The sequence below is a fragment of the Pseudomonas germanica genome (genome assembly GCF_019614655.1).
Lineage (GTDB): Bacteria > Pseudomonadota > Gammaproteobacteria > Pseudomonadales > Pseudomonadaceae > Aquipseudomonas > Aquipseudomonas neuropathica.
Genome location: NZ_CP071586.1, coordinates 3,651,491 through 3,675,790 on the forward strand (window position 1 = coordinate 3,651,491; position 24,300 = coordinate 3,675,790).

Here is a 24,300-nt window from a genome sequence, read left to right on the forward strand (position 1 = left end):
TTGGGCCAGCGTTGAACCGCTGTGAGCCTAGTCCACTTCCAGCTCATCGTCTTTTAGCCTTAGCGCTCCAGCATGCCGTGACACAACAGATTCAGAACCCCGCGCATGTGCAAGGCGTGCGCGGGGCGATCCGGCACCTCCTGCGTGGCGAGGCGAATGAACGCCATGTTTGCGTATTGGTTGAACAGCGTCGCCACCACGTCGAGATCGATCAATTCGCGCACTTTGCCGGCCTGCTGAAAATGCAGAAGCAGCGCTTTGGTCTCTTCGATCACGGCGGCATTCCACGGGCTCATCGCCTCAGCCAACTCACCGGTCAGCAGGAACGGCGCCAATTCTCGCCATAACGAAGCCGGCATCGCTTGTAGCTGGTAATCGGTCATCAGCCCTTCGAACTCGCACAGCGCTTCCAGCGGATCACTGGCATCGTCGAGATTCGCCCGCGCCTCGCGCATGGCTTGCTCGTCGGGTTGCTTGAGCAAGGCCAGCAGAATCTCCTGCTTGCCGCCGAAATAGTTGACCACGGTGGGGGCGGAAACCCCCGCCTGCACGGCGATCTGGTCCAGCGTGGTAGCCGCAAAACCGTTGCGCTTGAACAACTCGAGCGCCGCCTCGGCAATCACCTGCCGGCGCTGTTCCTTCTGCCGTTCTCTGAGTCCGCTCATGTTGCCTCTGATGATCCTTGCCAATGGCCCTCAGCCTACGGAGATCTTTTTTCACCGACAAATATTTTCTTTACAAAAATATTTTTAGATGACAAAACTTTCTCCGTGCAGCGCTGCAACGAGCTCACTCACTTGCCCTTTGCTCTGGAGATCCGCCATGTCCGCCGAACTCGATTCGACCCGCAGTACCCGCGATTACCAAGCCTCTGACGCCGCTCACCACATCCACGCGTTCGTCGATCAGAAGGCGCTCAACGAGGAAGGTCCGCGGGTGATGGTCAGCGGTGATCGGCTGGCGTTGTGGGATAACGACGGCAAGCGTTATCTGGATGGCATGTCCGGCCTGTGGTGCACCAACCTCGGCTATGGGCGCAAGGATCTCGCGGCCGCCGCGACCGCACAGCTGGAACAACTGCCCTACTACAACATGTTCTTCCACACCACTCACCCCGCGGTGATCGAGCTGTCCGAACTGCTCTTCAGTCTGTTGCCCAAGCACTACAGCCACGCGATCTACACCAACTCCGGCTCCGAAGCCAACGAAGTGCTGATCCGCACCGTGCGCAAGTTCTGGCAGGTGATGGGCCAGCCCGAGAAGAAAATCATGATCGGCCGCTGGAACGGCTACCACGGCTCGACCCTGGCCGCGACGGCGTTGGGCGGGATGAAATTCATGCATGAGATGGGCGGGACCATTCCCGATGTCGCGCACATTGATGAGCCGTACTGGTTCGCTCACGAAGGCAACCTCAGCCCGGAAGCATTCGGCCTGCAAGCGGCGCGGCAACTGGAAGACAAGATTCTAGAGCTAGGCGCCGACAAGGTCGCCGCGTTCGTCGCAGAACCGTTTCAGGGTGCGGGTGGGATGATCATTCCGCCGGCGACGTACTGGCCGGAAATCCAGCGTATTTGCCGTAAATACGATGTGTTGTTGTGTGCGGATGAAGTGATTGGTGGTTTTGGTCGCACCGGTGAATGGTTCGCCCATCAGGCATTTGGTTTTGAGCCCGACACATTATCGATCGCCAAGGGCCTGACCTCGGGTTACATCCCTATGGGTGGCTTGATTCTGTCGCGGCGCATGGCTGAAGCATTGGTCGAGAAAGGTGGCGTATTTGCCCACGGCCTGACCTATTCCGGGCACCCGGTCGCGGCCGCGGTGGCGATTGCCAACCTCAAGGCGTTGCGTGATGAAGGTGTGGTCACCCAGGTGAAAACCGACACCGGGCCGTATCTGCAGAATTGCCTGCGCGAAGTGTTTGGCAATCACCCTTTGGTGGGTGAGATTCAGGGCGTTGGTTTGGTGGCGGCGTTGCAGTTTGCTGAGGACAAGGCCAGCCGCAAGCGCTTTGCCAATGAAAACGACATCGCCTGGCGTTGCCGCACGATTGGCTTTGAGGAGGGATTGATCATTCGCTCGACATTGGGACGGATGATCATGGCCCCGGCGCTGGTCGCCACGCGCACGGAGCTGGATGAGTTGATCGACAAGACGCGGATTGCGGTGGATCGGACGGCGCGGGAGTACGGGGTGCTGTGATCGACTGCGGTCATACCTGCCGTCTGTGAACACCATAAAATCCCTGTGGGAGCTGGCTTGCCAGCGAGGGCGATAGTTCAGACACATCATTATCGAATGGGCTGGCCCCATCGCTGGCAAGCCAGCTCCCACAGGGAATGGTGTAAGCCTGAAAGGGAAAATCGGTTGGAGATCAATCCCGCCGATTACTCCATGCGCCGCTTGGTGTTAAATAGGCGCCAGTCTTAACCTTGTCGCTTATAGCTGTGCAACGAGAACCGATATGAACACCCACTCCAGGAAAAACACCCAAATTCAAACAGCGGTGAGCGCATGATCGAAGTCACCGAAGTTTCCATTGCCCAACTGCGCGCCGCGCTCGAGTCCGGCCAAACCACCGCAGTCGAACTGGTACAGGCATATCTCGCACGCATCGATGCCTACGATGGCGCCGACACCCCAACGGCGCTGAATGCCGTGGTCGTGCGTAACCCTGAAGCGTTGAATGAAGCCCGGGCGTCCGATGCCCGTCGTGCCGAAGGCAAAACCCTCGGCCCGCTCGACGGCATCCCCTACACCGCCAAAGACAGCTATCTGGTCAAAGGCCTCACGGCAGCGTCCGGCAGCCCGGCCTTCGCCGATCTGGTCGCTTATCGCGACGCCTTCACCATTGAACGTCTGCGCGCGGCCGGGGCGATTTGCCTGGGCAAAACCAACATGCCGCCGATGGCCAATGGCGGCATGCAACGTGGCGTCTACGGTCGCGCCGAAAGTCCTTACAACGCCAATTACCTCACCGCGCCGTTTGCCTCCGGTTCGTCGAACGGTGCCGGTACCGCCACTGCCGCGAGTTTTGCCGCGTTTGGTCTGGCTGAAGAAACCTGGTCGAGCGGGCGTGGCCCGGCGTCGAACAACGGCTTGTGCGCCTACACCCCGTCGCGCGGCGTGATTTCGGTGCGTGGCAACTGGCCGTTGACGCCGACCATGGACGTCGTCGTGCCTTACGCACGCACCATGGCCGACCTGCTCGAAGTCCTCGACATCGTCGTCGCCGAAGACCCGGACACCCGTGGCGACCTCTGGCGTCTGCAACCGTGGGTGCCGATCCCGAGCGTCAGCGAAGTGCGCCCCGCCGCCTACGCCGATCTGGCCGCCAACAGCCAAGCGCTGGCCGGCAAGCGTTTCGCCGTGCCGCGCATGTTTATCAATGCCGACCCCGAGGCCGGTACCAGCGAAGCCCCGGGCATCGGAGGCCCGACCGGCCAACGCATCAACACCCGCGCCTCGGTGATCGACTTGTGGAAGCAAGCGCGTCAGGCCCTCGAAGCGGCCGGTGCCGAAGTCATCGAAACCGATTTCCCGCTGGTCTCCAACTGCGAAGGCGATCGCCCCGGCGCGCCAACCGTGTTCACTCGGGGGCTGGTCTCCAAAGAGTTCCTGCACCATGAACTGTGGGACCTGACCGCGTGGGCGTTCGACGACTTCCTGCAAGCCAACGGCGATCCGAAACTCAATCGTCTGGTCGACGTCGACGGGCCGAAAATCTTCCCGCACGACCCGGGCACCCTGCCCAACCGTGAAGGCGATCTGGCTGCCGGCATGGATGAGTACGTGCGCATGGCCGAGCGTGGCATCACCCCGTGGAATGAAATCAGCACCGTGCCTGACGGCCTGCGCGGCCTGGAGCAAACCCGACGCATCGACCTCGAAGACTGGATGGACACGCTTGGCCTCGACGCCGTGCTGTTCCCGACTGTTGCCGACGTCGGCCCGGCGGACGCGGACGTCAACCCGGAGTCGGCTGACATCGCCTGGAGCAATGGCATTTGGGTGGCCAACGGCAACCTGGCGATCCGTCACCTCGGCGTGCCGACCGTCACCGTGCCGATGGGCGTGATGGCCGACATCGGCATGCCGGTGGGCTTAACCTTCGCCGGCCGCGCCTACGACGACTCGAACCTGCTGCGTTTCGCCGCCGCGTTTGAATCAACCGGCAGCAAACGCCAGATCCCGCCACGCACGCCGCCGCTGGCGTAAACGCGGTTAAAACTGTAGGAGTGAGCCTGCTCGCGATAGCGATGTGTCAGCTTGGATAAACTTGGCTGACACACTGCCATCGCTGGCAAGCCAGCTCCCACAGATTTCCGCTCCCGCCACAAAACCCTCATTCAACCCAAAACCCTGTAGGAGTGAGCCTGCTCGCGATGGCGGTCTGTCAGTTAAATTTATCGAGACTGACACACCGCTATCGCGAGCAGGCTCACTCCTACAGGGGGTTGTGTGATGCCGTTCATTGAGCACATCCGCTCAATCCCCTGCCCTACATTCCCGCGATCATCCCAGCCATCTTAATTGCCGCTGGCCACCGACCATGATCGACCGCGCCTCTTCACGCCTCACCCTCCTCGCGCTGCTCTGCGGTCTGAACTCAACCGCCCAAGCCAGCGGCTTTTTCGACGATGCCAAAAGCGAAGTGCTCACCCGTAACTTCTACTTGAGCAACGACTATCGCTCCCCCTCACCGTCCGGCAAAAACTACAAACAAGAATGGGCTCAAGGCCTTATCGGCACTTTCTCATCCGGTTTCACCGCCGGAACGGTCGGTTTCGGCATCGATGCCCACGCCTTCGCCGGGCTGAAACTCGACGGTGGCAGAGGCCATTCCGGGACCGGTCTGCTGCCGGTCGACAGCGATGGCCGCAGCGAAAACGATTACTCCAGCGCAGGCGGTGCGCTCAAGCTGAAAGCCTCGCGCACCACCCTCGCCTTCGGTGAAATGACCGTCGAAACCCCGGTGTTCGACACCTCCGACAAACGCTTGCAACCGGAGTACGCCACAGGCTTCCTGCTCAACAGCGCCGAGTTCGACCACATCAACCTGATGGCCGGGCATTTCACCGCTTTCAAGAACCAGGACAGCTCATCCGGCAAAGGCGATTTCTACGGCTACGGCGCCAATACCGAGGCCGGCGCGATCAGTTTTCTCGGCGCCGATCTGTTCACCGACAGCCCAGTGGGCGGCGCGCTGTATGCCTCCGACCTGAGCGACACCTGGCATCAGTACTACGGCAATCTGCACTTCAAGCAGTCCGGCGTGCTGCTCGACGCCAACCTCTACCACACCCGCGACACCGGCCGAGCGCTGGCCGGCGCCATCGACAACACCGCGTTCAGCCTCTCCGGCAAATACGCCTTCGGCCCGCACGCGGTGATGCTCGGCTGGCAAAAGATCAATGGCGACACACCGTTCGATTTCGTCGGCGGCGACTCGATCTACCTCGCCAACTCGATCAAATACGCCGATTTCAACGGCGCCAACGAACGCTCCTGGCAAGCGCGCTACGACCTCGACCTCGGCGCCTTCGGCATCCCCGGCCTGAAGTTCATGACCCGCTATGTTTCCGGTAGCCACATCGACGGCACCCACGCGCCCAAGGGTGGCGCGTACAACCCGTTCGATCCTGACAGCGGCAGTTACCAGCCGCAGCAAGGTGACGGCGGCAAACACTGGGAGCGCGATATCGATTTGAAATACGTCGTGCAATCGGGCGCGGCGAAGGATCTGTCGGTGCAGGTGTCGCATGTTTCACACCGGGCCAACGAGGCGCAGGCCGGTGATGACATTGACCGTATCTACGTGGTGATCCAGTACCCACTGGGTTTCTAACCCACCGCCCATCCCGAATTGAAACACTTTCCCCTGTAGGAGTGAGCCTGCTCGCGATAGCGTCTTTTCAGCAACATTCATGCTGACTGATACACCGTTATCGCGAGCAGGCTCACTCCTACAGGTTTCTGCGGCGATCACCAGGCTGTGTTTACACCGCCGAACCTGTGGGAGCGAGCTTGCTCGCGAAGGGGCCAGTGAAGTCAGCGCAAATCGCCTTTTAAACTCAGGCGTTTAAAAGACACCTTCAGACACGCCTTTCAGGCTACAAATTCTTGCGCCATTGCCTACAGCTACGCCAGAATCCGCCGGCTTGTGCGCCTTGGGGGCGGGTTCTATTGTGGTGCGGTCGCTGACGAATCAGCGGTCGGGTTTCGCAGCCCGGATCAATCAAGGCGCACAGCGCTCCAGTGCATTGCCATCAAGATTAATGGCAATGATGCTTCATGGCGGCTGTGCGCGGGATACCTTCGGGTATGCCGGGTTCCTTGATTCCCGGTCTGCGAACCTGCGTACAGCTGCCACCTCTCTTCGTTTCGCAGCGAAATGTGGCGGCTCCAGCAATCAAGGAGCTTCACCATGATAAAACCAACACCCAACCCACCCGAAACAGACCTCGCGTCCCCCTACGAATCCCTCGATTCCAAAAAACTCAACGACGCCGCCGAACGCGCCCTCGATCATTACCTCTGCCCACCTGGCTCCACCCCACCACCACGTAAAACCCGCCGGATGTACGCCGTTAACGCAGATTTCAAAAACGAGGAGTTGCTGGCCGACGCCAGCGAAACCCTCGCCTCCGCCAGAACCATCGCCCATGATTTCGCCCACCTCATACCGGCATCGCAACGCAGAACGCTGTTGGGGATCGCGCAACTGATCATGCTCGGCGAACTCGCGGTGAATCGGGTGATGGATAATCTGGAATTGCCGAATTAGTTCGGGTACAGATCGTTCCCACGCTCTGGGTGGGAATGCCTCAACGGACGCTCCGCGTTCGGCTCTGGATGGGACGCAGAGCGTTCCGGGCTACATTCCCACGCAGAGCGTGGGAACGATCAACACCGGCAAGATCAAAAGATCGCAGCCTTCGGCAGCTCCTACATAGATCGGTGTCGGAGCTGCCGAAGGCTGCGATCTTTTGCTTTTGGCAAACTGGCGGAACGCGTTATCAGGTATCAGGGACAAACCCCGTTTGCCCCCAGACCTTTGCCCGACTTTTCGTCTTTTAAACTTCAGTGTTTAAAAGACACCTCCAGACACGCCTTCAAGGCTACAAATTCTTGCGCCATTGCCTACAGCTACGCCAGAATCCGCCGGCTTGTGCGCCTTGGGGGCGGGTTCTATTGTGGTGCCGTCGCTGACGAATCAGCGATCGGGTTTAGCAGCTCGGCAAATTTCAAGGCACGCGAGTATCGCCATTACGTTATGGCGGCTTTGCGTGGGGCACTTCGGTGCGCCGGGATCCTTGAGCCTGGTCTGCTAACCCGCGTACAGCCGCCACCCTATCCGTTTAGCAGCGATGGAATGACGGCTCCACATCTCAAGGAGCTTCACCATGATAAAACCAACACCCAACCCGCCCGAAACTGACCTCGCTTCCCCCTACGAATCCCTCGATTCAAGAAAGCTCAACGACGCCGCCGAACGCGCGCTCGATCACTACCTCTGCCCACCCGGTTCCACCCCGCCGCCACGGAAAACCCGCCGGATGTACGCCGTGACCGCCGACTTCAAAAACGAAGAACTGCTGGCCGATGCCAGCGAAACACTCGCCTCAGCCAGAACCATCGCCCATGACTTCGCCCATCTCGTACCCGCGTCGCAGCGACGGACGCTGTTGGGCATCGCGCAATTGATCATGCTCGGGGAGCTAGCGGTGAATCGGGTGATGGATAATCTGGAGTTGCCGCAGTAGCGGGGATACAGATCGCTCCCACGCTCTGCGTGGGAATGCCTCAACGGACGCTCCGCGTTCGGCTCTGGATGGGACGCAGAGCGTCCCGGGCTGCATTCCCACGCGGAGCGTGGGAACGATCAATCTACGGCAGCCGTTCTTTGGCTTGTTGGAAACTGGCGGAAGGCAGCCGGAGTCGAACCTGCCCGGGAACGGATGCCGTCCCCAACCGGGTTTGAAGCCCGGCCGCGCCACCGGGCGCGATTGCCTTCCTTGAACTCATTGTGCGCAGGCGTTGGCCAGCGCGTTGTCGGGGCGGATCTGGCGGGATTCGCCGAGGCGTCGGGTCAGGCCGACGCGGTCGAAATATTCGAGGTACTGAATACAGCGTTTGCGTCCCAAGCCTAGCGCATCGCGGAAGGTTGTCACCTGGATCTGCGGATTTTCCTTGGCCAGTTTTAACAACACGTCGGCCATTTGACGCAGTTGCGCGTCACTCAAAAACAGATCGCGTACGACTTGATGCATCAAACCCAAACGCGCCAGTTTGCGTAGCAGCAGGCGTACGACGGCATCGTCCTGACCGAGCATTTTCGCGATGTCGCGTACCCACGGCGGGTCAAATCCAGCGTTTTCGAACAGCGGCTGTAATGCCTGCCAGAGACTTTCATCCTCGGCATTCAGGCGCACCTGATGATCCGGCAAATGCAGCCATGGGCCGCTCGCCTGAATCGAGCCGGCCGCCAGCAATTCATCCAGCAAACTCACGAACGTCGGACGCTCCAGCATCAGACCACTGAAGCGGCGCAGGCGATCGCGGTCGGGGCCCATCTGGTCGGGCTCCTGTTCATGAAACTGTGTGAGTTGTTCCAGCAGGGTGAATTTCAACTGCGCCCAGCGTTGCACGTTGAACAGCACCGGGCCTTGGCGGGTGTCGATCAGGCGGACGTTTTTCGCTAACGACCACGACGCGCGCGGGCGATTGAACTGGCGCTCCAGCCTTTGCGGATCGAGGCCGCCGGCGCTGTAGTTGAGCAGCACGGGCAAGACGTGTTCGAGTTCGCCGCCGGAGGCCAAGGTGCGTAGTTGCTCCAGACGTTCAGGGCTGCGCCGTTGTCGCGCCGGGGCGAACGGGTCGAGGACCTGACCGCCACCCAAGGTGCGTTGCGCGCTCTGGTCGCGCAGGATCAGGCGATCGCCCTTCACCGCATGCACCGGCGCATTGATCAGCAGTTGCGCGAACATGCGCTCGCCGGGACTCAGCCGCGGGCCTTCAAGTAAAGCCACCCTAGCGATGACGTCCTGCGTACCGAGGTGCACATGTACCGGGTGAAAGTGTTCGAACGTGCGATCGCCGGGCAGCAGTTTAAAGTCGAAGTCGACCCGTTGTGTTGGCGCGTGCAGCCATTCGCTGAGCAGCCACTGGCCGCGATGGATCTGCGCAAGTTCGAGGCGTTCGCCGGTCAGGTTCAACGCCACCCGCTGGCCGGCAACAGCAAGTTCGGCGGGTTGATTCTGTGCATGCAAGCCGCGAACCCTGACCGATTTTCCGGATGGCCCGAGGGTGAGCTTGTCGCCGACGGCAACTGTGCCCGACAACGCCGTCCCGGTAACCACAATCCCCGCACCGGCGACGCTGAACGCGCGGTCGATGGCCAGGCGAAAACCACCTTCGCGGCTGCGCTCCAGTACTTCACGTTGCGTCTGCAATAACGTCTCGCGCAGTTCATCAACGCCGTGCCCGGTCACGCTCGACACAAGCACGATCGGCGCTTCGGCAAACGGCCCGGCCTCAAGCAAATCCAGCACCTGCCGCTGAACCTCCTCCACCCTGCCCGCCTCGACCCGGTCGCATTTGCTGATCGCCACCACGGCGCGCGGGATGCCGAGCAATTCGACAATTGCCAGATGCTCGCGGGTCTGCGGCATCACGCCATCGTCTGCGGCGATCACCAGCAAGACCAGATCGATGCCCTGCGCACCGGCGAGCATGTTGTGGGTGAATTTCTCGTGACCGGGCACGTCGATAAACCCGGTCAGCCCCGCGCCGGGTTCCAGTTCAGCGTAGAGATAACCGAGGTCGATGGTCATGCCGCGTGCACGTTCCTGCGGGCGGCGGTCGCCGGTTTGTCCGGTCAGCGCTTGTAACAGCGAAGTCTTGCCGTGGTCGATGTGCCCTGCCGTGCCGACGATCACGGGTCGACCTGCAACTGCGGCAATTGCGCGAGCCACGCCGGCTCATCGTCGAGCTGACGCAGATCCAGCCACAGGGCATCGTCGTCAATCCGCCCAAGCACGGGGATCGGCAAGGCACGCAACGCCGCTTCCAGATTCAGCAGGCAACGCCCGCGCAAACGCTTGGAGACTTGCGGGCGCATACACAACGCCGCGCTCGGCAAACGCGCCACCGGTTGGCTGCCGCTGCCGATCATGCCCAAGGCCTTGACTGCGCTAACCTGCCAAACCGATCCCAAGATTTCAGCCATCAAGGGCTTCAAGCGTGAGGCCTGCGCAAAGATATCTGCCTGCGGCCGGGTGAGCAGACGCAAGCTCGGCAGACGTTCGGCCAGGCGATCGGGATCGCGATACAACCCGAGCACCGCCTCCAGTGCCGCCAGGGTCAACTTGTCCACCCGCAGCGCACGTTTCAACGGGTTCTTCTTGATCTTCGCGATCAGCTCTTTGCGCCCGACGATCAACCCGGCCTGAGGGCCGCCGAGCAACTTGTCGCCGCTGAAGGTGACGATATCCGCGCCATCCAGCAGCGCCTGCCGCACAGTCGGTTCCGCCGGCAATCCCCAACGGGTCAGATCCAACAGGCTGCCGCTGCCCAGATCTTCCAGCAACGGCAAACCATGCCGATGGGCCAACTCGGCCAATTCCGCAGTCGGCACGCGAGCGGTAAACCCTTCGATGCTGTAATTGCTCGCGTGCACACGCATGATCAAACCGCTGCGCGGGTTGATCGCCGCTTCATAGTCGCGGGCATGGGTGCGATTGGTCGTGCCGACCTCATGCAGGCGCACGCCGGCGCGGGCCATGATGTCGGGGATGCGGAAGGCGCCGCCGATCTCGATCAGCTCGCCACGGGAAATAATGCCTTCCTTGCGCGCGCCCAGACTGTTGAGCGTCAGCAGCACGGCGGCGGCATTGTTGTTGACCACGGTAACGGCCTCGGCGCCGGTCAGTTCGCGGATCAGGCCTTCGATCAGGTCATCGCGATCACCGCGTTTGCCGCTGGCCAGATCGAACTCCAGATTGAGCGGATAACGCGCGGCCATTTGCACCGCGTCGATGGCTTCTTCGGGCAACAAGGCGCGACCAAGGTTGGTGTGCAGCACCGTGCCGGTGAGGTTGAAGACCCGGCGCACGTGGCTGCGTTGTTTCTGGAGCAGGCGTTCACTGACGCGGCCAGCGAGCACTTCAGGGCTGATTTCGACGGCTGACAATTGCCCGTTCAACACACCGGGGCGCAGTTCATCGAGCAACTGGCGCAAACCCGCCAGCAGTGATTCACGCCCATGACGCTCAAGCAAAGGCACACAGGCCGGATGACGCAACACACCATCAATGGAAGGTAACCGCAGGGACATCAGTCACTCCTGGAGACAGTTCACTGCGCCCCGCAGTGAAAAACAAGAGTGTAGACCTTGAGGTCATTCGTCTCCCGGTGCGAGCAACAGATTCGGTGCCAGCCGCTGAAAACCATCCTGAGCCAGACGCATATCGAGCAGCAAACTGCCGAGATCCGCCGACAACGCCTCGGCATCGGCATCGTTCTCCAGATACACCAGTTTCAGATAGCTGTTGCAGCCCGGACAGACTTCCGCCCTAAGCGGCGCCTGATTGGCAGCATGGCGATCGTCCTCAAGGCTCAGATAATCCAGACCCTTGCTCGACTCGCAATACACGCACTTGACCCGCACCACATGCCATTCGCAGGCGCACAGCGAGCAGACCAGATAACGCAAACCGTTGTGTTTGCCGCGATGGCGGATCACCCCGGCCATCGCCGGTGAACCGCACGCCGGGCATTGGCTGAGGCTGTCGCCGGGTTTCAGTTGCAGATTCGCCGCGCTGAGCAGCCAGTGACTCCAGGCCACTTGCAGCGCTGCGCCAAGAAACGGCACCAGTTGCGCCGGCACCATTGAGTATTGGCCACTGACCAACGCCACGGCCCATGCACGTAACTGACCGGGACTGGCGACCCGCAACGTTGTCACCGCCTCAATGACGGCGGGCTGTTCATCAGGTTCATAACGCTGCAGCAAAGCTTCGAGATAAGCCTGCCAGCCCTCTTCGCGCACCAAGGTATCAGCCGCGAACGGCGGCAAACCATGCTGCTGACAAGCCTCGATCCGCTGCTGATCGAACGGCGCCGTCAGCGGCGGATCATCAAACACCTGCTGCTGCACCCGGCACAATCCGGCAATCAGTCGCAGATACTCTGCCAGCGCATGCCCCTCGGCCAGTTGTTCCAGTCGATCAGCCCGCAGCGCAAACAGGTTCGAAGGCGGCAGATGCAGAAACGGCGGCGAACTCGCCGCCGCTTCGATTTCCCCAGGTTCAAGAATGGTTGGCAAAAGTCAGCCCTTTTTGGTGATCGGTCGCTCCGGCACGTCCGGTTGGCGCTCATCGCGGGTGATCTCGCGATACCAGAGTTCATGGTGTTTCTTCGCCCAGGCGCGGCTGACCCAGCCATGCATCATCGCGTCCACCGAACCCTTGATCCACAGCCCGGCGTAGATGTGAATGATGATGCTCAGCACCAGAATGAACCCGGCCAGCGCATGCAGCAGCATTGCCCAGCGAATCACGGTGATGCCGAAATACGCACTGAACCAGGCGCGCCAGATCACCAGTCCGGTGAACAGCAAACCCAGCATGCACAGGAGTAAAGTCCAGAACAGCAACTTCTGCCCGGCGTTGTATTTGCCTACCGGTGGCACGCTTTCTTCGTCATTGACCAGCACGCGATCAATGCGGCGCATCCACTTGCCGTCGTTGCTGATAAAGAAGTTCGCGCGCCAGAAACTCAGCACCAGACCGAGGAAAAACACGAACATGGCGATGCCCATGTACGGATGCAGAATCCGCGTCCACGGCCCGCCGCCAAACAGGTTGCTCAGCCAGAACAGCGAAGGGTGAAACAAAGCCAGCCCGGACAACCCGGCCATGAAAAACAGGATCGCCACCAGCCAGTGATTGGTGCGCTGGTTGGCGGTGTAACGCAGGATCGTCTTGTTGCTCATGGCCGGTCCTCCCCGCGTGGATCGAAGGTGTGCACCGCCGGATCGACGACATGCACCGAGGTGTCGGGCGGCGTCGGATGTTCATCTTCTTCGACGCGATTCGGGCCGATGCGCACGTAATGGAAGAACCCGGCCAGCACCGCCGCACCCATGGCCAGCAGGCCCAAGGGTTTGCTGATGCCTTTCCACAGGCCCACCAACGGACTGATTGCCGGATCTTGCGGTAAACCAGCATAGATTTTCGGCGTGTCGGCGTGGTGCAGCACGTACATCACGTGCGTGCCGCCAACACCTGCCGGGTCATACAGACCGGCGTTTTCAAAGCCACGGCTTTTCAGGTCGACGATGCGCTCGGCGGCGTGTTCCTTCATGTCTTCCTTGGTGCCGAAGACGATGGCGCCGGTCGGGCAGGTTTTCACACAGGCCGGTTCCAGCCCTACCGCCACGCGATCCGAACACAAGGTGCACTTGTAGGCCTTGTGATCCTTCTGCGAAATGCGCGGAATGTTGAACGGGCAACCGGTGATGCAATAACCGCAACCGATGCAGTGATCCTGATCGAAATCGACGATGCCATTGGCATGCTTGATGATCGCCCCGGGACTCGGGCACGCCGCCAGGCAACCGGGTTCGGCGCAGTGCATGCAGCCGTCCTTGCGGATCAGCCATTCGAGGTTGCCGGCGTCGGTTTCGTGCTCGGTAAAGCGCATCAACGTCCAGGTTTCCGCGCTCAGGTCTTGCGGGTTGTCGTAGGTGCCGTGGTTGTGGCCGACCTCGTCGCGCAGTTCGTTCCATTCCGAGCAGGCGACCTGGCAGGCTTTGCAGCCGATGCATTTGGTGGTGTCGATCAGCTTCGCTACCGCTTCCTGATTCCTCACCGATGGCGGCACCGTGGTGGTGGCCGAGCGGGCAATAATGTCTTGGCTGGCCATTTACAGTTTCTCCACGTTGACCAGGAATGACTTGGATTCCGGGGTCTGTGTATTGCCATCGCCGAGGAACGGCACCAGGGTGTTGGTCAGGTAACCGTGACGCGTCAGGCCGGTGAACCCCCAATGCAGCGGGATGCCGATCTGATGCACGACTTGGCCGTTGACCTGCAGCGGCCGAATCCTTTTCGTCACCACCGCCACCGCTTCGATAAACCCGCGCTTGCAACTGACGCGCACACGATCACCGGCAGCGATTCCCTTCTCTTTCGCCAGCACTTCACCGATTTCGACGAACTGCTCAGGCTGGGCAATCGCGTTCAACTTGCAATGCTTGCTCCAGAAGTGGAAATGCTCGGTGAGCCGGTAACTGGTGCCGGCGTACGGGAAGTCCTTGGCCTCGCCGAGGGTTTCCCAGACCGAATCGAAGATCCGCGCCGCCGGGTTGCTGGTGGCTTTCTTGTTTTGCGGGTGCAGCGGGTTGATGCCGATCGGCGTTTCGAACGGCTCGTAGTGCTCAGGGAATGGCCCCTCGTTCATCTTGTCGACGGCGAAGAACCGCGCGACGCCTTCGGGGTTCATGATGAACGGGTTCATCCCGGCTTCCGGCGGCACGTCGGCCTTGTAGTCCGGCACGTCGGTGCCGCCCCAGGCCTTGCCGTTCCACCACACCAGACGTTTTTTCGGGTCCCACGGTTTGCCGGCGACGTCCGCCGAAGCGCGGTTGTAGAGAATCCGCCGGTTGGCCGGCCAGGCCCACGCCCAGCCGAGATGCTGATGCATGCCGTACGGATCGGCGTTGTCGCGGCGGGCCATCTGGTTACCGGCCTCGGTCCAGCTGCCGGCGAAGATCCAGCAACCAGACGCGGTGCTGCCGTCATCCTTGAGCAAGCCGAAACCTGCCAGTTGTGAGCCGGCCTTGACCGCGACGCCGGTGGCATCGGTGAAATCGGCCACGGCACTGCCGTTGATTTCCTTGGCCAACTCTTCCGGCGAAGGCTCGTCGGGGATCTTGTACGGCCACGTCAGTTTCAGCAGCGGATCAGGGAATTTGCCGCCCTCGGCCTGATAGCGCTTGCGCAGGCGCAGGAACAGCTCGCTCATGATGCGAATGTCGGTCTGCGCTTCGCCCGGGCCATCGGCGCCTTTCCAGTGCCATTGCAGCCAGCGACTGCTGTTGACCAGTGAGCCGTCCTCTTCGGCAAAACAGGTGGTGGGCAGGCGAATGACTTCGGTCTGGATCTCCGCGCTTTTCACATCGTTGTACGGTCCGACGTTGTGCCAGAACTCCGAAGTTTCGGTGGCCAGCGGATCCATCACCACCAGCCATTTCAGCTTGGCCAAGGCGCCCATCACGCGGTTCTTGTCCGGCAGCGCGGCGATCGGGTTGAAGCCCTGACAGAAGTAGCCGTTGACCTTGCCCTGGCTCATCAAGTCGAACATCTTCAGGACGTCGTAGTTGGGGATGTCGAGCTTCGGCAAATGGTCGTAGCACCAATTGTTCTCGGCAGTGGCGTTTGCGCCGTACCACGACTTCATCAGGCTGACGTGGAATTTGCTGTAGTTCTGCCAATAGGACAATTGCCCCGGCCGCAGCGGGACTTGCGTGCGTTTGTGGATGAACTGGGCGTAATCCTGCTCGGTGTCGCTGCCAAGGGTCAGGTAGCCCGGTAGCGCATTGGAGAGCAAGCCAAGGTCGGTCAAGCCCTGAATGTTCGAGTGACCGCGCAAGGCGTTCACACCGCCGCCGGGCATGCCGACGTTGCCCAGCAGCAATTGCACCATCGCCGCGCTGCGAATGATCTGCGCGCCGATCGAGTGCTGCGTCCAGCCGAGGGCGTAGAGAATCGTCATGGTCTTGCCCGGTGTCGAGCAGGTGGCGATCTCTTCCCAGATTTTCTGCATGGCATCGACCGGCATGCCGCAGATCTGGCTGGCGAGGTCGATGGTGTAGCGGCTGTAATGCTGCTTCATCAGTTGATAGACGCAGCGCGGGTCTTGCAGGGTCGGGTCGACTCTGACGAAACCGTCGTCGCCCATCTCGTAACCCCAGCCGGATTTGTCGGTGTAGCTGCGTTTCTCCGCGTCGTAGCCGCTGAAGATCCCGTCTTCGAAGCCGTAGCCTGCTCTGACGATGAACGACATGTCGGTGTAGTTGCGCACGTATTCGTGCTGGATCTTGTCCTCGGTCAGCAGGTAATTGATCAACCCGCCCATGAAGGCGATGTCGGTGCCGGTGCGGATCGGCGCGTAATAGTCGGCCACGGACGCGGTCCGGGTAAAACGCGGATCAACCACGATCAGCCGCGCAGCGTTGTGCGCCTTGGCCTCGGTCACCCATTTGAAGCCGCACGGATGCGCTTCTGCTGCGTTCCCGCCCATCACCAGGATCAGATTCGCGTTGGCGATATCGGTCCAGGTATTGGTCATGGCACCACGGCCGTACGTCGGGGCAAGACTTGCCACCGTCGGGCCGTGTCAGACACGCGCCTGGTTATCGAACCCCAGCATGCCAAGACTGCGAATCACCTTCTGGGTGATGTAGCCGGCTTCGTTGGACGCCGCCGATGCGGCGAGAAACCCTGTGCTCAGCCAGCGATTCACCGTTTGCCCGTTGGCATTCTTCTCGATGAAATTGGCATCGCGGTCGGCTTTCATCAGGTCGACGATGCGATCAAGCGCTTCGTCCCAACTGATTCGCGTCCATTCACTGCTGCCGGGCTTGCGTGTTTGCGGGTAGAGCAAACGACCGGGGCTGTGAATGAAGTCGAGAAGGCCTGCGCCTTTCGGGCAGAGGGTGCCGCGATTGACCGGGTGGTCGGCGTCGCCCTCAATGTGAATGATGCTTTGCGCGACATTCTTCGCGGCATCGCCCTGGCTGTACATGATCAACCCGCAACCGACCGAGCAATACGGGCAGGTGTTGCGGGTTTCATGGGTGTGGGCAAGCTTGAAGTGGCGCACCTGCTCGGCGAAGGCTGGCGTCGGGGCCATGCCCAACGCGCCCAGGCTAGAGCCTGCAAGGCCGATACCGGCGACCTTGAAGAACTGACGACGGCTGAGATCCATCGTGCACTCCTGATCAGGTGGAACCCGGTACTGGTGCCGGGTTTTATCTGGACAATCACGGTTGCGGCAAACGTCTGCCGACTTTTTCACTGTAGACAATGACCACACGATCTGTGTGAAAACCGACCGTCGGCCGTTTGTCGGCACTCCTACTAACAACCGCAAACCCTGTGGGAGCTGGCTTGCCAGCGATGACGTCGGCTCCTCCAACAATGATGGTGACTGACCCACCGCTATCGCTGGCAAGCCAGCTCCCACAGGGTTTGAGTGTGTTTCCAAAGGGACAAGGGTTTATCATGCCCCGCAGGACCATTCCGCCTTCACGAGACCGCGCATGACTTTCGATTTTGATCAGGTATTCGACCGCCACAACACCGGCAGCACCAAGTGGAGCCGCTATTCGGCCGACGTGTTGCCGATGTGGGTCGCTGATATGGATTTCGCCGCGCCGCCGGTGGTGATCGAGGCGCTGCAACAACGCTTGCTGCATCCGCTGGTGGGTTACAGCGTGGCGCAGGACAACCTGCGTGAAGCCATCGTCGCCGACCTCTGGAACAAGTTTTCCTGGAAGGTCAAACCGCAGGAGCTGATTTTCCTGCCGGGCGTCGAGTCGGGCTTCAACATGGCTTTGAAAGCGTTGGTGCAGCCACAGCAGAACGTCGTGGTGCAAGTGCCCAACTACCCGCCACTGCGCCATGCGCCGGGGAATTGGGGGTTGAACAAGGTTGAACTGGAGTTCGTCGCGCAGGCTGACGGCACTTACTTGACACCCTTGGACGTATTGCGTGAATCGCTGAACGGCGGTGGCGCGCTGTTGCTCAGCAACCCGCACAACCCGATTGGCAAGGTGTTTGGCCGTGAAGAGCTGCAAGCGGTGGCGGACATTTGTACAGCGCAGGACGCGTGGATCATCTCCGACGAAATCCACGCCGAGCTGTGCTTCGACGGTCGCGTGCACATTCCGACCGCGTCGCTGAGCGCGGAGATCGCCGAGCGCACCATCACTCTGATGTCGGCGAGCAAGGCGTACAACATCGCCGGCCTCAAGACCTCGTTCATGATCATTCAGAACGCTGCCCTGCGCGAACGCGTCAATCACGCCCGTTGCGGCATGGTCGACAGCGTCAACCCGCTGGGCATGGAAGCCACCCGCGTGGCTTACAGCGAAGGCGGGCCGTGGCTGGCCGAGCTGAAAACCTACCTGCAAGCCAATCGCGACTGGCTGATAGAAGCGGTGCGCAAGCGCTTGCCGGGCGTGACCATCAACGTTCCGCAGGGCACCTATCTGGCGTGGCTGGATTGCTCGGCGCTGGACCTGGACAACCCGCAGCAGTTCTTCCTTGAGCAGGGCAAGGTGGGCCTCAGCGCCGGTCTGGACTTCGGCGATCAACACCAGCAGTTCGTCCGTCTGAACTTCGGCTGCCCGCGTTCATTGCTGGAAGAAGGTATCGCCCGCATGGAGCGCGCCCTGACACAACGCCACACCTGAAACCACCACTAAACCCTGTGGGAGCTGGCTTGCCAGCGATAGCGGTCTGACATTCAACATTAATGTCGACTGATACATAGCTATCGCTGGCAAGCCAGCTCCCACAGGTTCTGTATCGAGTCTGAAGACCGGCGTAAATCCGATCGAACTCACGGCAAACACCCCGGGTCAACCGCCCATACCAGCCATGAGACCTCGGAGACCCGCGATGACCGACTATCCAAAACCACCCTTCCCCGCACAAGCCCAGACCGTTCCCGGTTCGCAACGCAAGATGGAACCCTATCCCGATTGCGGCGAGCAAAGCTATGTCGGCTCCGGACGACTAGCCGGCAAGATCGCTCTGATTACTGGCGCTGACAGCGGTATCGGCCGCGCCGTGGCCATTGCTTTCGCCCGTGAAGGCGCTGACGTGGCGGTCGCCTATCTGAATGAACACGAGGACGCCAAGGAAACCGCGCGCTGGGTCGAGCAGGCCGGGCGCCAGTGCCTGCTGCTGCCGGGCGATATCGCGCAAAAGGCCCATTGCCAGGCCTTGGTCGACAAGACCGTGGAACGCTTCGGCCGAATCGATGTGCTGGTCAACAACGCCGCGTTCCAGATGACCCACGAAACCTTCGAAGAAATCCCCGACGAGGAATGGGTGATGACCTTCGACGTCAACATCACCGCGATCTTCCGCTTGTGTCAGGCCGCGATAAAACACATGCGCGCCGGTTCGTCGATCATCAACACCAGCTCGATTAACTCGGACATGCCCAAACCCACCCTGCTCGCCTACGCCACCACCAAAGGCGCGATCGCCAATTTCACCGGCGGTCTGGCGCAGATGCTCGGGCCGAAGGAAATCCGCGTGAACTGCGTGGCACCGGGGCCAATCTGGACGCCGCTGATCGTCTCGACCATGCCCGATGAAGAAGTGCAGAACTTCGGCGGCAACACCCCGCTCGGCCGCCCCGGCCAACCGGTGGAAGTGGCGCCGATCTACGTGTTGCTGGCCTCGGACGAAGCCAGTTATATCACCGGCCAGCGCTATGGCGTGACCGGTGGTAAACCGATGTTGTGATGACGCCTTCGCCAACGCCTACAGTAAAACTGAAGGCCCATTGAACACGGTGCGATTGCCGTCACATCAAACATTTGAGGGCGGCAGATCATGAGTTTTATCGTGTGGGTCGCCGTACTCGGCGCCGTGCTGCTGACCCTGGCACTGACGTCGTCATACCTGCGCTGGATGCCGGTGACCACCTCGGCGGTTTGTTTGCTGTTGGGAATTGGCATTGGCCCCAGTGGCCTTGATCTGCTGAAACTATCCCTGGAAGACGCCTCGCTGTGGATGGAGCACCTGACAGAAGTCGCGGTGCTGTTTTCTCTGTTCGTCTGCGGCCTGAAATTGCGCCTGCCGCTGCGCGACAAGCGTTGGCGAATCGCCTTCGGCCTCGCCGGCCCCGTAATGGTGCTGACCATCGCCGGGGTGTGCCTGCTGCTGCATTTTGCTTTGCGCTTGCCGTGGGGGCCGTCGTTGTTGATCGGCGCGATGCTGGCGCCCACCGACCCGGTGCTGGCGGCGTTGGTGCAGGTCAATGATGCGCGGGATGTCGACAGCGTGCGTTTCGGCCTGTCGGGTGAGGCCGGGTTGAATGACGGGGTAGCCTTTCCGTTTGTGATTCTCGGCTTGTTGTTGATTCACGGTGATGGCTCTGCCGCCGAGTGGCAGGGCTGGGTCTTGCGCAGTTTGTTGTGGGCGGTGCCCGCAGGTCTGCTCACCGGTTACTGGATGGGCCGAGGTATCGGCCGCGTGACCCTGTCGCTGCGTATTCACAATGACGACAGCACGCTCAGCCCGAACGACTATCTAGCGTTGTCGTTGATTGCCCTGGCGTATGTCGTTGCCGAAGCGATTGGCGGCTATGGTTTTCTGTCGGTGTTCGCTGCCGGGTTGGGCCTGCGTCAGGTCGAAGTCAAATCCACCGGCGCCGGGCAACCGCCCGCCGAGCACTTGGTGCAGCCGGTGGTCGGTCATCAGAACGTCGAACCGCAGCACGCGGTGCACGGCGACACCGAACGGCTGGAAAGCAGCCAGGTCGCCGCCGGGATCATGATGGGCGACATGCTGTCGTTCGGCAGTCTGGTCGAGCGCGCCATGGAAGTATTTCTGGTGACCCTGCTCGGCGTGGTGCTGGTGGCGCACTGGGACTGGCGGGCGTTGCTGGTGGGCGGCTTGCTGTTCTGCCTGATCCGCCCGGCCTGCGTCGCGCTGATGCCTTGGGGCGCACTGCTCAAAGGAAGGCAACGGCTGTTGATCGGCTGGTTTGGCATTCGCGGTATCGGCAGCCTGTTCTATCTGTTTTATGCCTTGAACCACGGGCTGACCGACACGGTGGCCAGCCTGTGTACCGATCTGACCTTGTCGGTGGTGGCGCTGAGCATCTTGCTCCATGGCATCAGCACGCAACCGATCCTCGCCCGTTACGAACAGCGCAAAAAACAAAAAAACTGATTTTTGATTTGCGAATTTATTCGGCGAATTGATCGAATTTTTTTCTATATAAAAATGGATCCCTGATTAATGGCCGGCAGTCACAAGCATAACCCCTCGCCGGATATGTCCGGCGGGGCCCGGCAGGTTCGGTTCCCCTGCGGCGCTACGCCTATGAAACGGAATCCTTGAAGATTAAGGTCACGGTCATGAAAGAATGCTCGACTCCTGCGCAAATCAAGGCTTGCAGAGCACTGGCTCTGGAACGCAATCGTCAATTGTTTGATAACGCCCACACCCTCAACCGCGCAGCCAATGCGCTGCTCGACGTGGCCGATCTGGACATTGAACAGTTTGAGCGATACCGCGCGCTGCGCAAGAAAGCCGATTCGATGTTTGAAGATGCCATCGACCATTTGTGCGTCTTGAACGAAGACTTCCCGCCGATCCCGATGTCCTCGCAGAACTCGTCGGCATTGCGTCGAGAGCTTGAAACTGTGGAATGAGCCAGAACAGCCCCTCACTCTAGCCCTCTCCCAGAGGGAGTGGGAACTGACCGAGGTGAATGGTCGAGGTACGCCGACCTGAGATACCGAGTCGAACGCAGATTCTGACCACGATATTGAGATACCGAGTCGAACGCAGATTTTGAGTACAACGAAGATCTGCTCCCTTCCCCCTCGCCCCCATTGGGGGAGAGGGTTGGGGTGAGGGGGATCGGTCTGAATAGCACCACAAAATCCACGCGAATAAAAAAGCCCGGCTACATAAGCCGGGCTTTTCCCTACCTGCCAATCACCCGCCCGGATTGGTCACCTGAATAAACACCGCATAACTCCCCAGCAACACCCAGAACGTCGCAAAGATCCACGGCGTACGCACCGAAAACAGCAGCGACTTGCGATAGCCCTTGTGGCTCGACTCCATCTCGCTGAACAGCGGCGATTCGTCATACGCCAGGCCCATCAGCGGTTCGCTGTGCAGCAAGTGGCTCTGCTTGAAATGCCAGTGATCGATGATGTCGTACGCCGCGCGAATCCCCGGCCAGGCATTCAGCGAGCTGAGCAGCCCGAGCAGTGCCAGAAACGGTGGCACCACCAGCGTGAACAACTTGCCCCACTCCGGGTTGAGGTTGGCCATGCACGAGGCAAAGGCAATCACCAGAAACGACTGCGCCGCCAGATAAGCGTCGGTACGGTTGGCGAGGATGCTGGTTTCGTACTGGATCTCCCGCCGATAGAAATCCAGCCGTTCCTTGGGTGAGCCAAACATCTTGGCGTCATGTTCGGTCAGGGTTTCTTCAGCGGTGGGCTCAGTCAGTATGCGAGACAAAAGATGCACGCTCCGGGGTGGGGAAAACGTTTAGAAGTCCCCGTTGGCGCCCAAGTTCAGACGGATTGACCGACGCCTTGTTTCATCGATTGGGCAATGATTGCCACCAGATTCATCTGCGTAAACGGCTTGGGCAATCGTGGCAGTTGCGCGGCAAAGCCTTCCAGGCGTTCGGCGTAGCCGGTGGCCAGGATGATCGGCAGATCCGGTTTGAGCACGCGCACGGCATGGGCCAGTTGCGCGCCGCTCATTTTCGGCATGGCCATGTCGGTGATCATCAGGTCGATGACCTCGCCCTGATCGAACAACGCCAGCGCTTGCGCACCGGACGTCGCACTGACCACCCGATGGCCGAGGTCTTCGAGCAGTAGACTGGTGCTGTTCAATACCAGTGAGTCGTCATCCACCACCAGCACGCTGAGTCTTGGTACCACCACGGGCTCGGCGTGTGGCTGCAGCGAATTGCTGACGGTACCCTCGCCGGCCACCGGAATCCACAGTTCTGCCGTGGTGCCCTGGGCCTTTGCACTCTTGAGAATGAAACGGCCACCGAGTTGTTCCATGAAGCCGTGGACCATCGACAAGCCCAGCCCGGTGCCCTTGCCCAAGCCTTTAGTGGTGAAGAACGGATCTCTGGCCGACGCCAGCGTGTGATCATCCATGCCCTCCCCGGTATCGATTACGCTAAGGCAGACGTAACGCCCCGCAGGCAGGTCCGAATGCCCCAGTTCTAGCACCACTTGCGGTTCAGCGCTGATGCTCACCGTACCTCCATCGGGCATGGCGTCGCGGGCGTTGGTCGCCAGATTGAGCAAGGCCAATTCCAACTGATTGGTGTCCGCCAGCACCAGCTCGAGATCGTCGGGAAACCGCGTGTCGACAAGGATACCCGGCCCGAGGGAGCTACGCAGCAAACCGCTGATGCCCTGAACCAATTGCGCGATATCGACCGACTCGGTCTTCAATTCCTGACGGCGGGCAAATGCCAGCATGCGCTGGGTCAGCGAGACGCCACGCAAGGCGCCTTGGGTGGCGTTTTCCAGCAGGCGGCTGATTTTCGCATCGTCGCCCACGCGCTTTTGCACGATCTCGAGGTTACCGAGAATCACCGTCAGCAGATTATTGAAGTCATGGGCGATGCCACCGCTGAGCTGACCGATGGCCTGCATCTTCTGCGCCTGGAACAGCGCTTCACGGGTTTTCTCCAGCGCCTGTTGCGCCTGGTGGGCTTCGGTGATGTCGCGGGTGATCTTGGCAAAACCGAGCAATGTGCCGGTGTCACCACGAATCGCATCGACCACCACATGAGCGAGAAACCGCGTGCCGTCCTTGCGCATGCGCCAGCTCTTGTTCTCGAAGCGGCCCTCGCGGGTGGCGATTTCCAGCGCCCGTTGCGGCTCGCCGAGTTCGCGGTCTTCGGGGGTATAGAACAGCGAAAAATGCTGACCGATGATTTCTTCCGGCAGATAGCCTTTGATCCGCTGTGCGCCCTGGTTCCAGTTGCTGACCCGGCCTTCGGGGCTGAGCATGTAGATCGCGTAGTCGGTGACGCCCTGCACCAGCAAGCGGAACTGCTGCTCGCTTTGCTTGAGGGTTTCTTCAGCCATTTTCCGGTCGGTCAGGTCGCGGGTGATCTTGGCGAAACCGAGCAATTTGCCGTCGGGATCAATGATCGGATCGATGACCACATGCGACCAGAAATTGGTGCCGTCCTTGCGCACCCGCCAGCCCTCGCCTTCGAAACGTCCCTCACGGATCGCCGTATCGAGCGCACGTTGCGGCAGACCGGCGGCGCGATCCTCAGCGGTATAGAAGCGGGAGAAATGTTCGCCGAGAATTTCCGCTTCTTCGTAGCCCTTGAAGCGTTTGGCGCCGGAGTTCCAACTGGTGATGATGCCGTCGGGATCGATCATGTAGATCGCATAGTCGACCACCGCATCGATCAGCAGACGAAAACGCATCTCTTCGATCGCCGCGGTCTTGTTTTTCTCGCTCATCACAC

Annotated in this window: 18 protein-coding genes and 1 tRNA gene; 9 read left to right on the top strand and 10 right to left on the bottom strand. The window is 60.5% G+C overall.

What is annotated here, in order from left to right; translation table 11 throughout:
• Window positions 1-59: 59 nt before the first annotated feature.
• The gene (locus tag J0G10_RS16335; RefSeq protein WP_095049055.1) at window positions 60-665 is read right to left on the bottom strand and encodes a TetR/AcrR family transcriptional regulator; all 606 of its coding nucleotides are present in this window, start codon (window positions 663-665) and stop codon (window positions 60-62) included.
• Window positions 666-822: 157 nt separating this feature from the next.
• Here J0G10_RS16335 and J0G10_RS16340 point away from each other — a divergent pair, with 157 nt between their 5' ends.
• The 5 genes from J0G10_RS16340 (at window position 823) to J0G10_RS16360 (ending at window position 7,769) form a co-directional block, all read left to right on the top strand.
• Entirely contained in the window at window positions 823-2,205 is a 1,383-nt protein-coding gene (locus J0G10_RS16340) for an aspartate aminotransferase family protein (protein ID WP_220556235.1), read from the top strand.
• Between the two features lie 312 nt (window positions 2,206-2,517).
• Complete coding sequence (locus J0G10_RS16345) at window positions 2,518-4,221, top strand: amidase (RefSeq protein WP_220556236.1); 1,704 nt, start codon at window positions 2,518-2,520, stop codon at window positions 4,219-4,221.
• Between the two features lie 334 nt (window positions 4,222-4,555).
• A complete protein-coding gene (locus J0G10_RS16350; RefSeq protein ID WP_220556237.1) occupies window positions 4,556-5,851 on the top strand; it encodes an OprD family porin in 1,296 nt (431 codons plus the stop codon).
• 579 nt (window positions 5,852-6,430) lie between these two features.
• Complete coding sequence (locus J0G10_RS16355; protein ID WP_095049060.1) at window positions 6,431-6,790, top strand: DUF6124 family protein; 360 nt, start codon at window positions 6,431-6,433, stop codon at window positions 6,788-6,790.
• Between the two features lie 619 nt (window positions 6,791-7,409).
• Window positions 7,410-7,769 carry a DUF6124 family protein gene (locus J0G10_RS16360; RefSeq protein WP_220556238.1) on the top strand — a complete coding sequence of 120 codons (360 nt, stop codon included), beginning with the start codon at window positions 7,410-7,412 and terminating at the stop codon, window positions 7,767-7,769.
• Between the two features lie 156 nt (window positions 7,770-7,925).
• On the opposite strand, the gene J0G10_RS16365 is transcribed toward J0G10_RS16360, so the two are convergent.
• The 7 genes from J0G10_RS16365 to fdnG form a co-directional block, all read right to left on the bottom strand.
• Window positions 7,926-8,021 (bottom strand) — tRNA-Sec (locus J0G10_RS16365).
• A 6-nt stretch (window positions 8,022-8,027) separates the two neighbouring features.
• Window positions 8,028-9,944, bottom strand: coding sequence for a selenocysteine-specific translation elongation factor (gene selB / locus J0G10_RS16370; RefSeq protein ID WP_220558872.1), 1,917 nt, complete (start codon window positions 9,942-9,944; stop codon window positions 8,028-8,030).
• On the bottom strand, window positions 9,941-11,344 hold the full coding sequence (selA, locus tag J0G10_RS16375; protein ID WP_220558873.1) for an L-seryl-tRNA(Sec) selenium transferase: 1,404 nt from the start codon (window positions 11,342-11,344) through the stop codon (window positions 9,941-9,943). The genes selB and selA overlap by 4 nt, the downstream gene beginning before the upstream one ends.
• A gap of 60 nt (window positions 11,345-11,404) precedes the next feature.
• Window positions 11,405-12,331 (bottom strand): formate dehydrogenase accessory protein FdhE, encoded by a 927-nt coding sequence (gene fdhE, locus J0G10_RS16380; protein WP_220556239.1) that lies wholly within the window; start codon window positions 12,329-12,331, stop codon window positions 11,405-11,407.
• Between the two features lie 3 nt (window positions 12,332-12,334).
• Window positions 12,335-13,000, bottom strand: a complete 666-nt coding sequence (locus J0G10_RS16385) for a formate dehydrogenase subunit gamma (protein ID WP_095049065.1) — start codon at window positions 12,998-13,000, stop codon at window positions 12,335-12,337.
• A complete protein-coding gene (gene fdxH, locus J0G10_RS16390) occupies window positions 12,997-13,932 on the bottom strand; it encodes a formate dehydrogenase subunit beta (RefSeq protein ID WP_093431371.1) in 936 nt (311 codons plus the stop codon). The genes J0G10_RS16385 and fdxH overlap by 4 nt, the downstream gene beginning before the upstream one ends.
• Window positions 13,933-16,998: a formate dehydrogenase-N subunit alpha gene (gene fdnG, locus J0G10_RS16395; RefSeq protein WP_139213394.1), complete on the bottom strand. Its 3,066-nt coding sequence runs from the start codon at window positions 16,996-16,998 to the stop codon at window positions 13,933-13,935.
• 334 nt (window positions 16,999-17,332) lie between these two features.
• Between fdnG and J0G10_RS16400 the strand changes: the two genes are divergently transcribed.
• From J0G10_RS16400 to J0G10_RS16415, 4 genes are all read left to right on the top strand, one after another.
• Window positions 17,333-18,487: a MalY/PatB family protein gene (locus J0G10_RS16400; RefSeq protein WP_220556240.1), complete on the top strand. Its 1,155-nt coding sequence runs from the start codon at window positions 17,333-17,335 to the stop codon at window positions 18,485-18,487.
• A 208-nt stretch (window positions 18,488-18,695) separates the two neighbouring features.
• Window positions 18,696-19,553, top strand: a complete 858-nt coding sequence (locus J0G10_RS16405) for a glucose 1-dehydrogenase (protein WP_095126047.1) — start codon at window positions 18,696-18,698, stop codon at window positions 19,551-19,553.
• A gap of 90 nt (window positions 19,554-19,643) precedes the next feature.
• On the top strand, window positions 19,644-20,987 hold the full coding sequence (locus J0G10_RS16410) for a cation:proton antiporter (RefSeq protein WP_095126048.1): 1,344 nt from the start codon (window positions 19,644-19,646) through the stop codon (window positions 20,985-20,987).
• A 188-nt stretch (window positions 20,988-21,175) separates the two neighbouring features.
• Window positions 21,176-21,472 (top strand): hypothetical protein, encoded by a 297-nt coding sequence (locus J0G10_RS16415; protein ID WP_095049070.1) that lies wholly within the window; start codon window positions 21,176-21,178, stop codon window positions 21,470-21,472.
• Window positions 21,473-21,761: 289 nt separating this feature from the next.
• Here J0G10_RS16415 and J0G10_RS16420 read toward each other — a convergent pair whose 3' ends face one another.
• Window positions 21,762-22,298, bottom strand: a complete 537-nt coding sequence (locus tag J0G10_RS16420; protein ID WP_016983364.1) for a hypothetical protein — start codon at window positions 22,296-22,298, stop codon at window positions 21,762-21,764.
• Window positions 22,299-22,354: 56 nt separating this feature from the next.
• Window positions 22,355-24,295, bottom strand: coding sequence for a hybrid sensor histidine kinase/response regulator (locus tag J0G10_RS16425; RefSeq protein ID WP_095126049.1), 1,941 nt, complete (start codon window positions 24,293-24,295; stop codon window positions 22,355-22,357).
• Window positions 24,296-24,300: the final 5 nt, after the last annotated feature.

Bases quoted from the DNA above. Each gene is read 5' to 3' on its own strand.
- J0G10_RS16415 (WP_095049070.1), top strand. From the start codon at position 21,176: ATGAAAGAATGCTCGACTCCTGCGCAAATCAAGGCTTGCAGAGCACTG.
- J0G10_RS16410 (WP_095126048.1), top strand. From the start codon at position 19,644: ATGAGTTTTATCGTGTGGGTCGCCGTACTCGGCGCCGTGCTGCTGACC.
- J0G10_RS16340 (WP_220556235.1), top strand. From the start codon at position 823: ATGTCCGCCGAACTCGATTCGACCCGCAGTACCCGCGATTACCAAGCC.
- J0G10_RS16360 (WP_220556238.1), top strand. From the start codon at position 7,410: ATGATAAAACCAACACCCAACCCGCCCGAAACTGACCTCGCTTCCCCC.
- J0G10_RS16405 (WP_095126047.1), top strand. From the start codon at position 18,696: ATGACCGACTATCCAAAACCACCCTTCCCCGCACAAGCCCAGACCGTT.
- J0G10_RS16345 (WP_220556236.1), top strand. From the start codon at position 2,518: ATGATCGAAGTCACCGAAGTTTCCATTGCCCAACTGCGCGCCGCGCTC.
- J0G10_RS16335 (WP_095049055.1), bottom strand. From the start codon at position 665: ATGAGCGGACTCAGAGAACGGCAGAAGGAACAGCGCCGGCAGGTGATT.
- J0G10_RS16385 (WP_095049065.1), bottom strand. From the start codon at position 13,000: ATGAGCAACAAGACGATCCTGCGTTACACCGCCAACCAGCGCACCAAT.
- J0G10_RS16425 (WP_095126049.1), bottom strand. From the start codon at position 24,295: ATGAGCGAGAAAAACAAGACCGCGGCGATCGAAGAGATGCGTTTTCGT.
- J0G10_RS16400 (WP_220556240.1), top strand. From the start codon at position 17,333: ATGACTTTCGATTTTGATCAGGTATTCGACCGCCACAACACCGGCAGC.
- J0G10_RS16350 (WP_220556237.1), top strand. From the start codon at position 4,556: ATGATCGACCGCGCCTCTTCACGCCTCACCCTCCTCGCGCTGCTCTGC.
- J0G10_RS16355 (WP_095049060.1), top strand. From the start codon at position 6,431: ATGATAAAACCAACACCCAACCCACCCGAAACAGACCTCGCGTCCCCC.
- fdxH (WP_093431371.1), bottom strand. From the start codon at position 13,932: ATGGCCAGCCAAGACATTATTGCCCGCTCGGCCACCACCACGGTGCCG.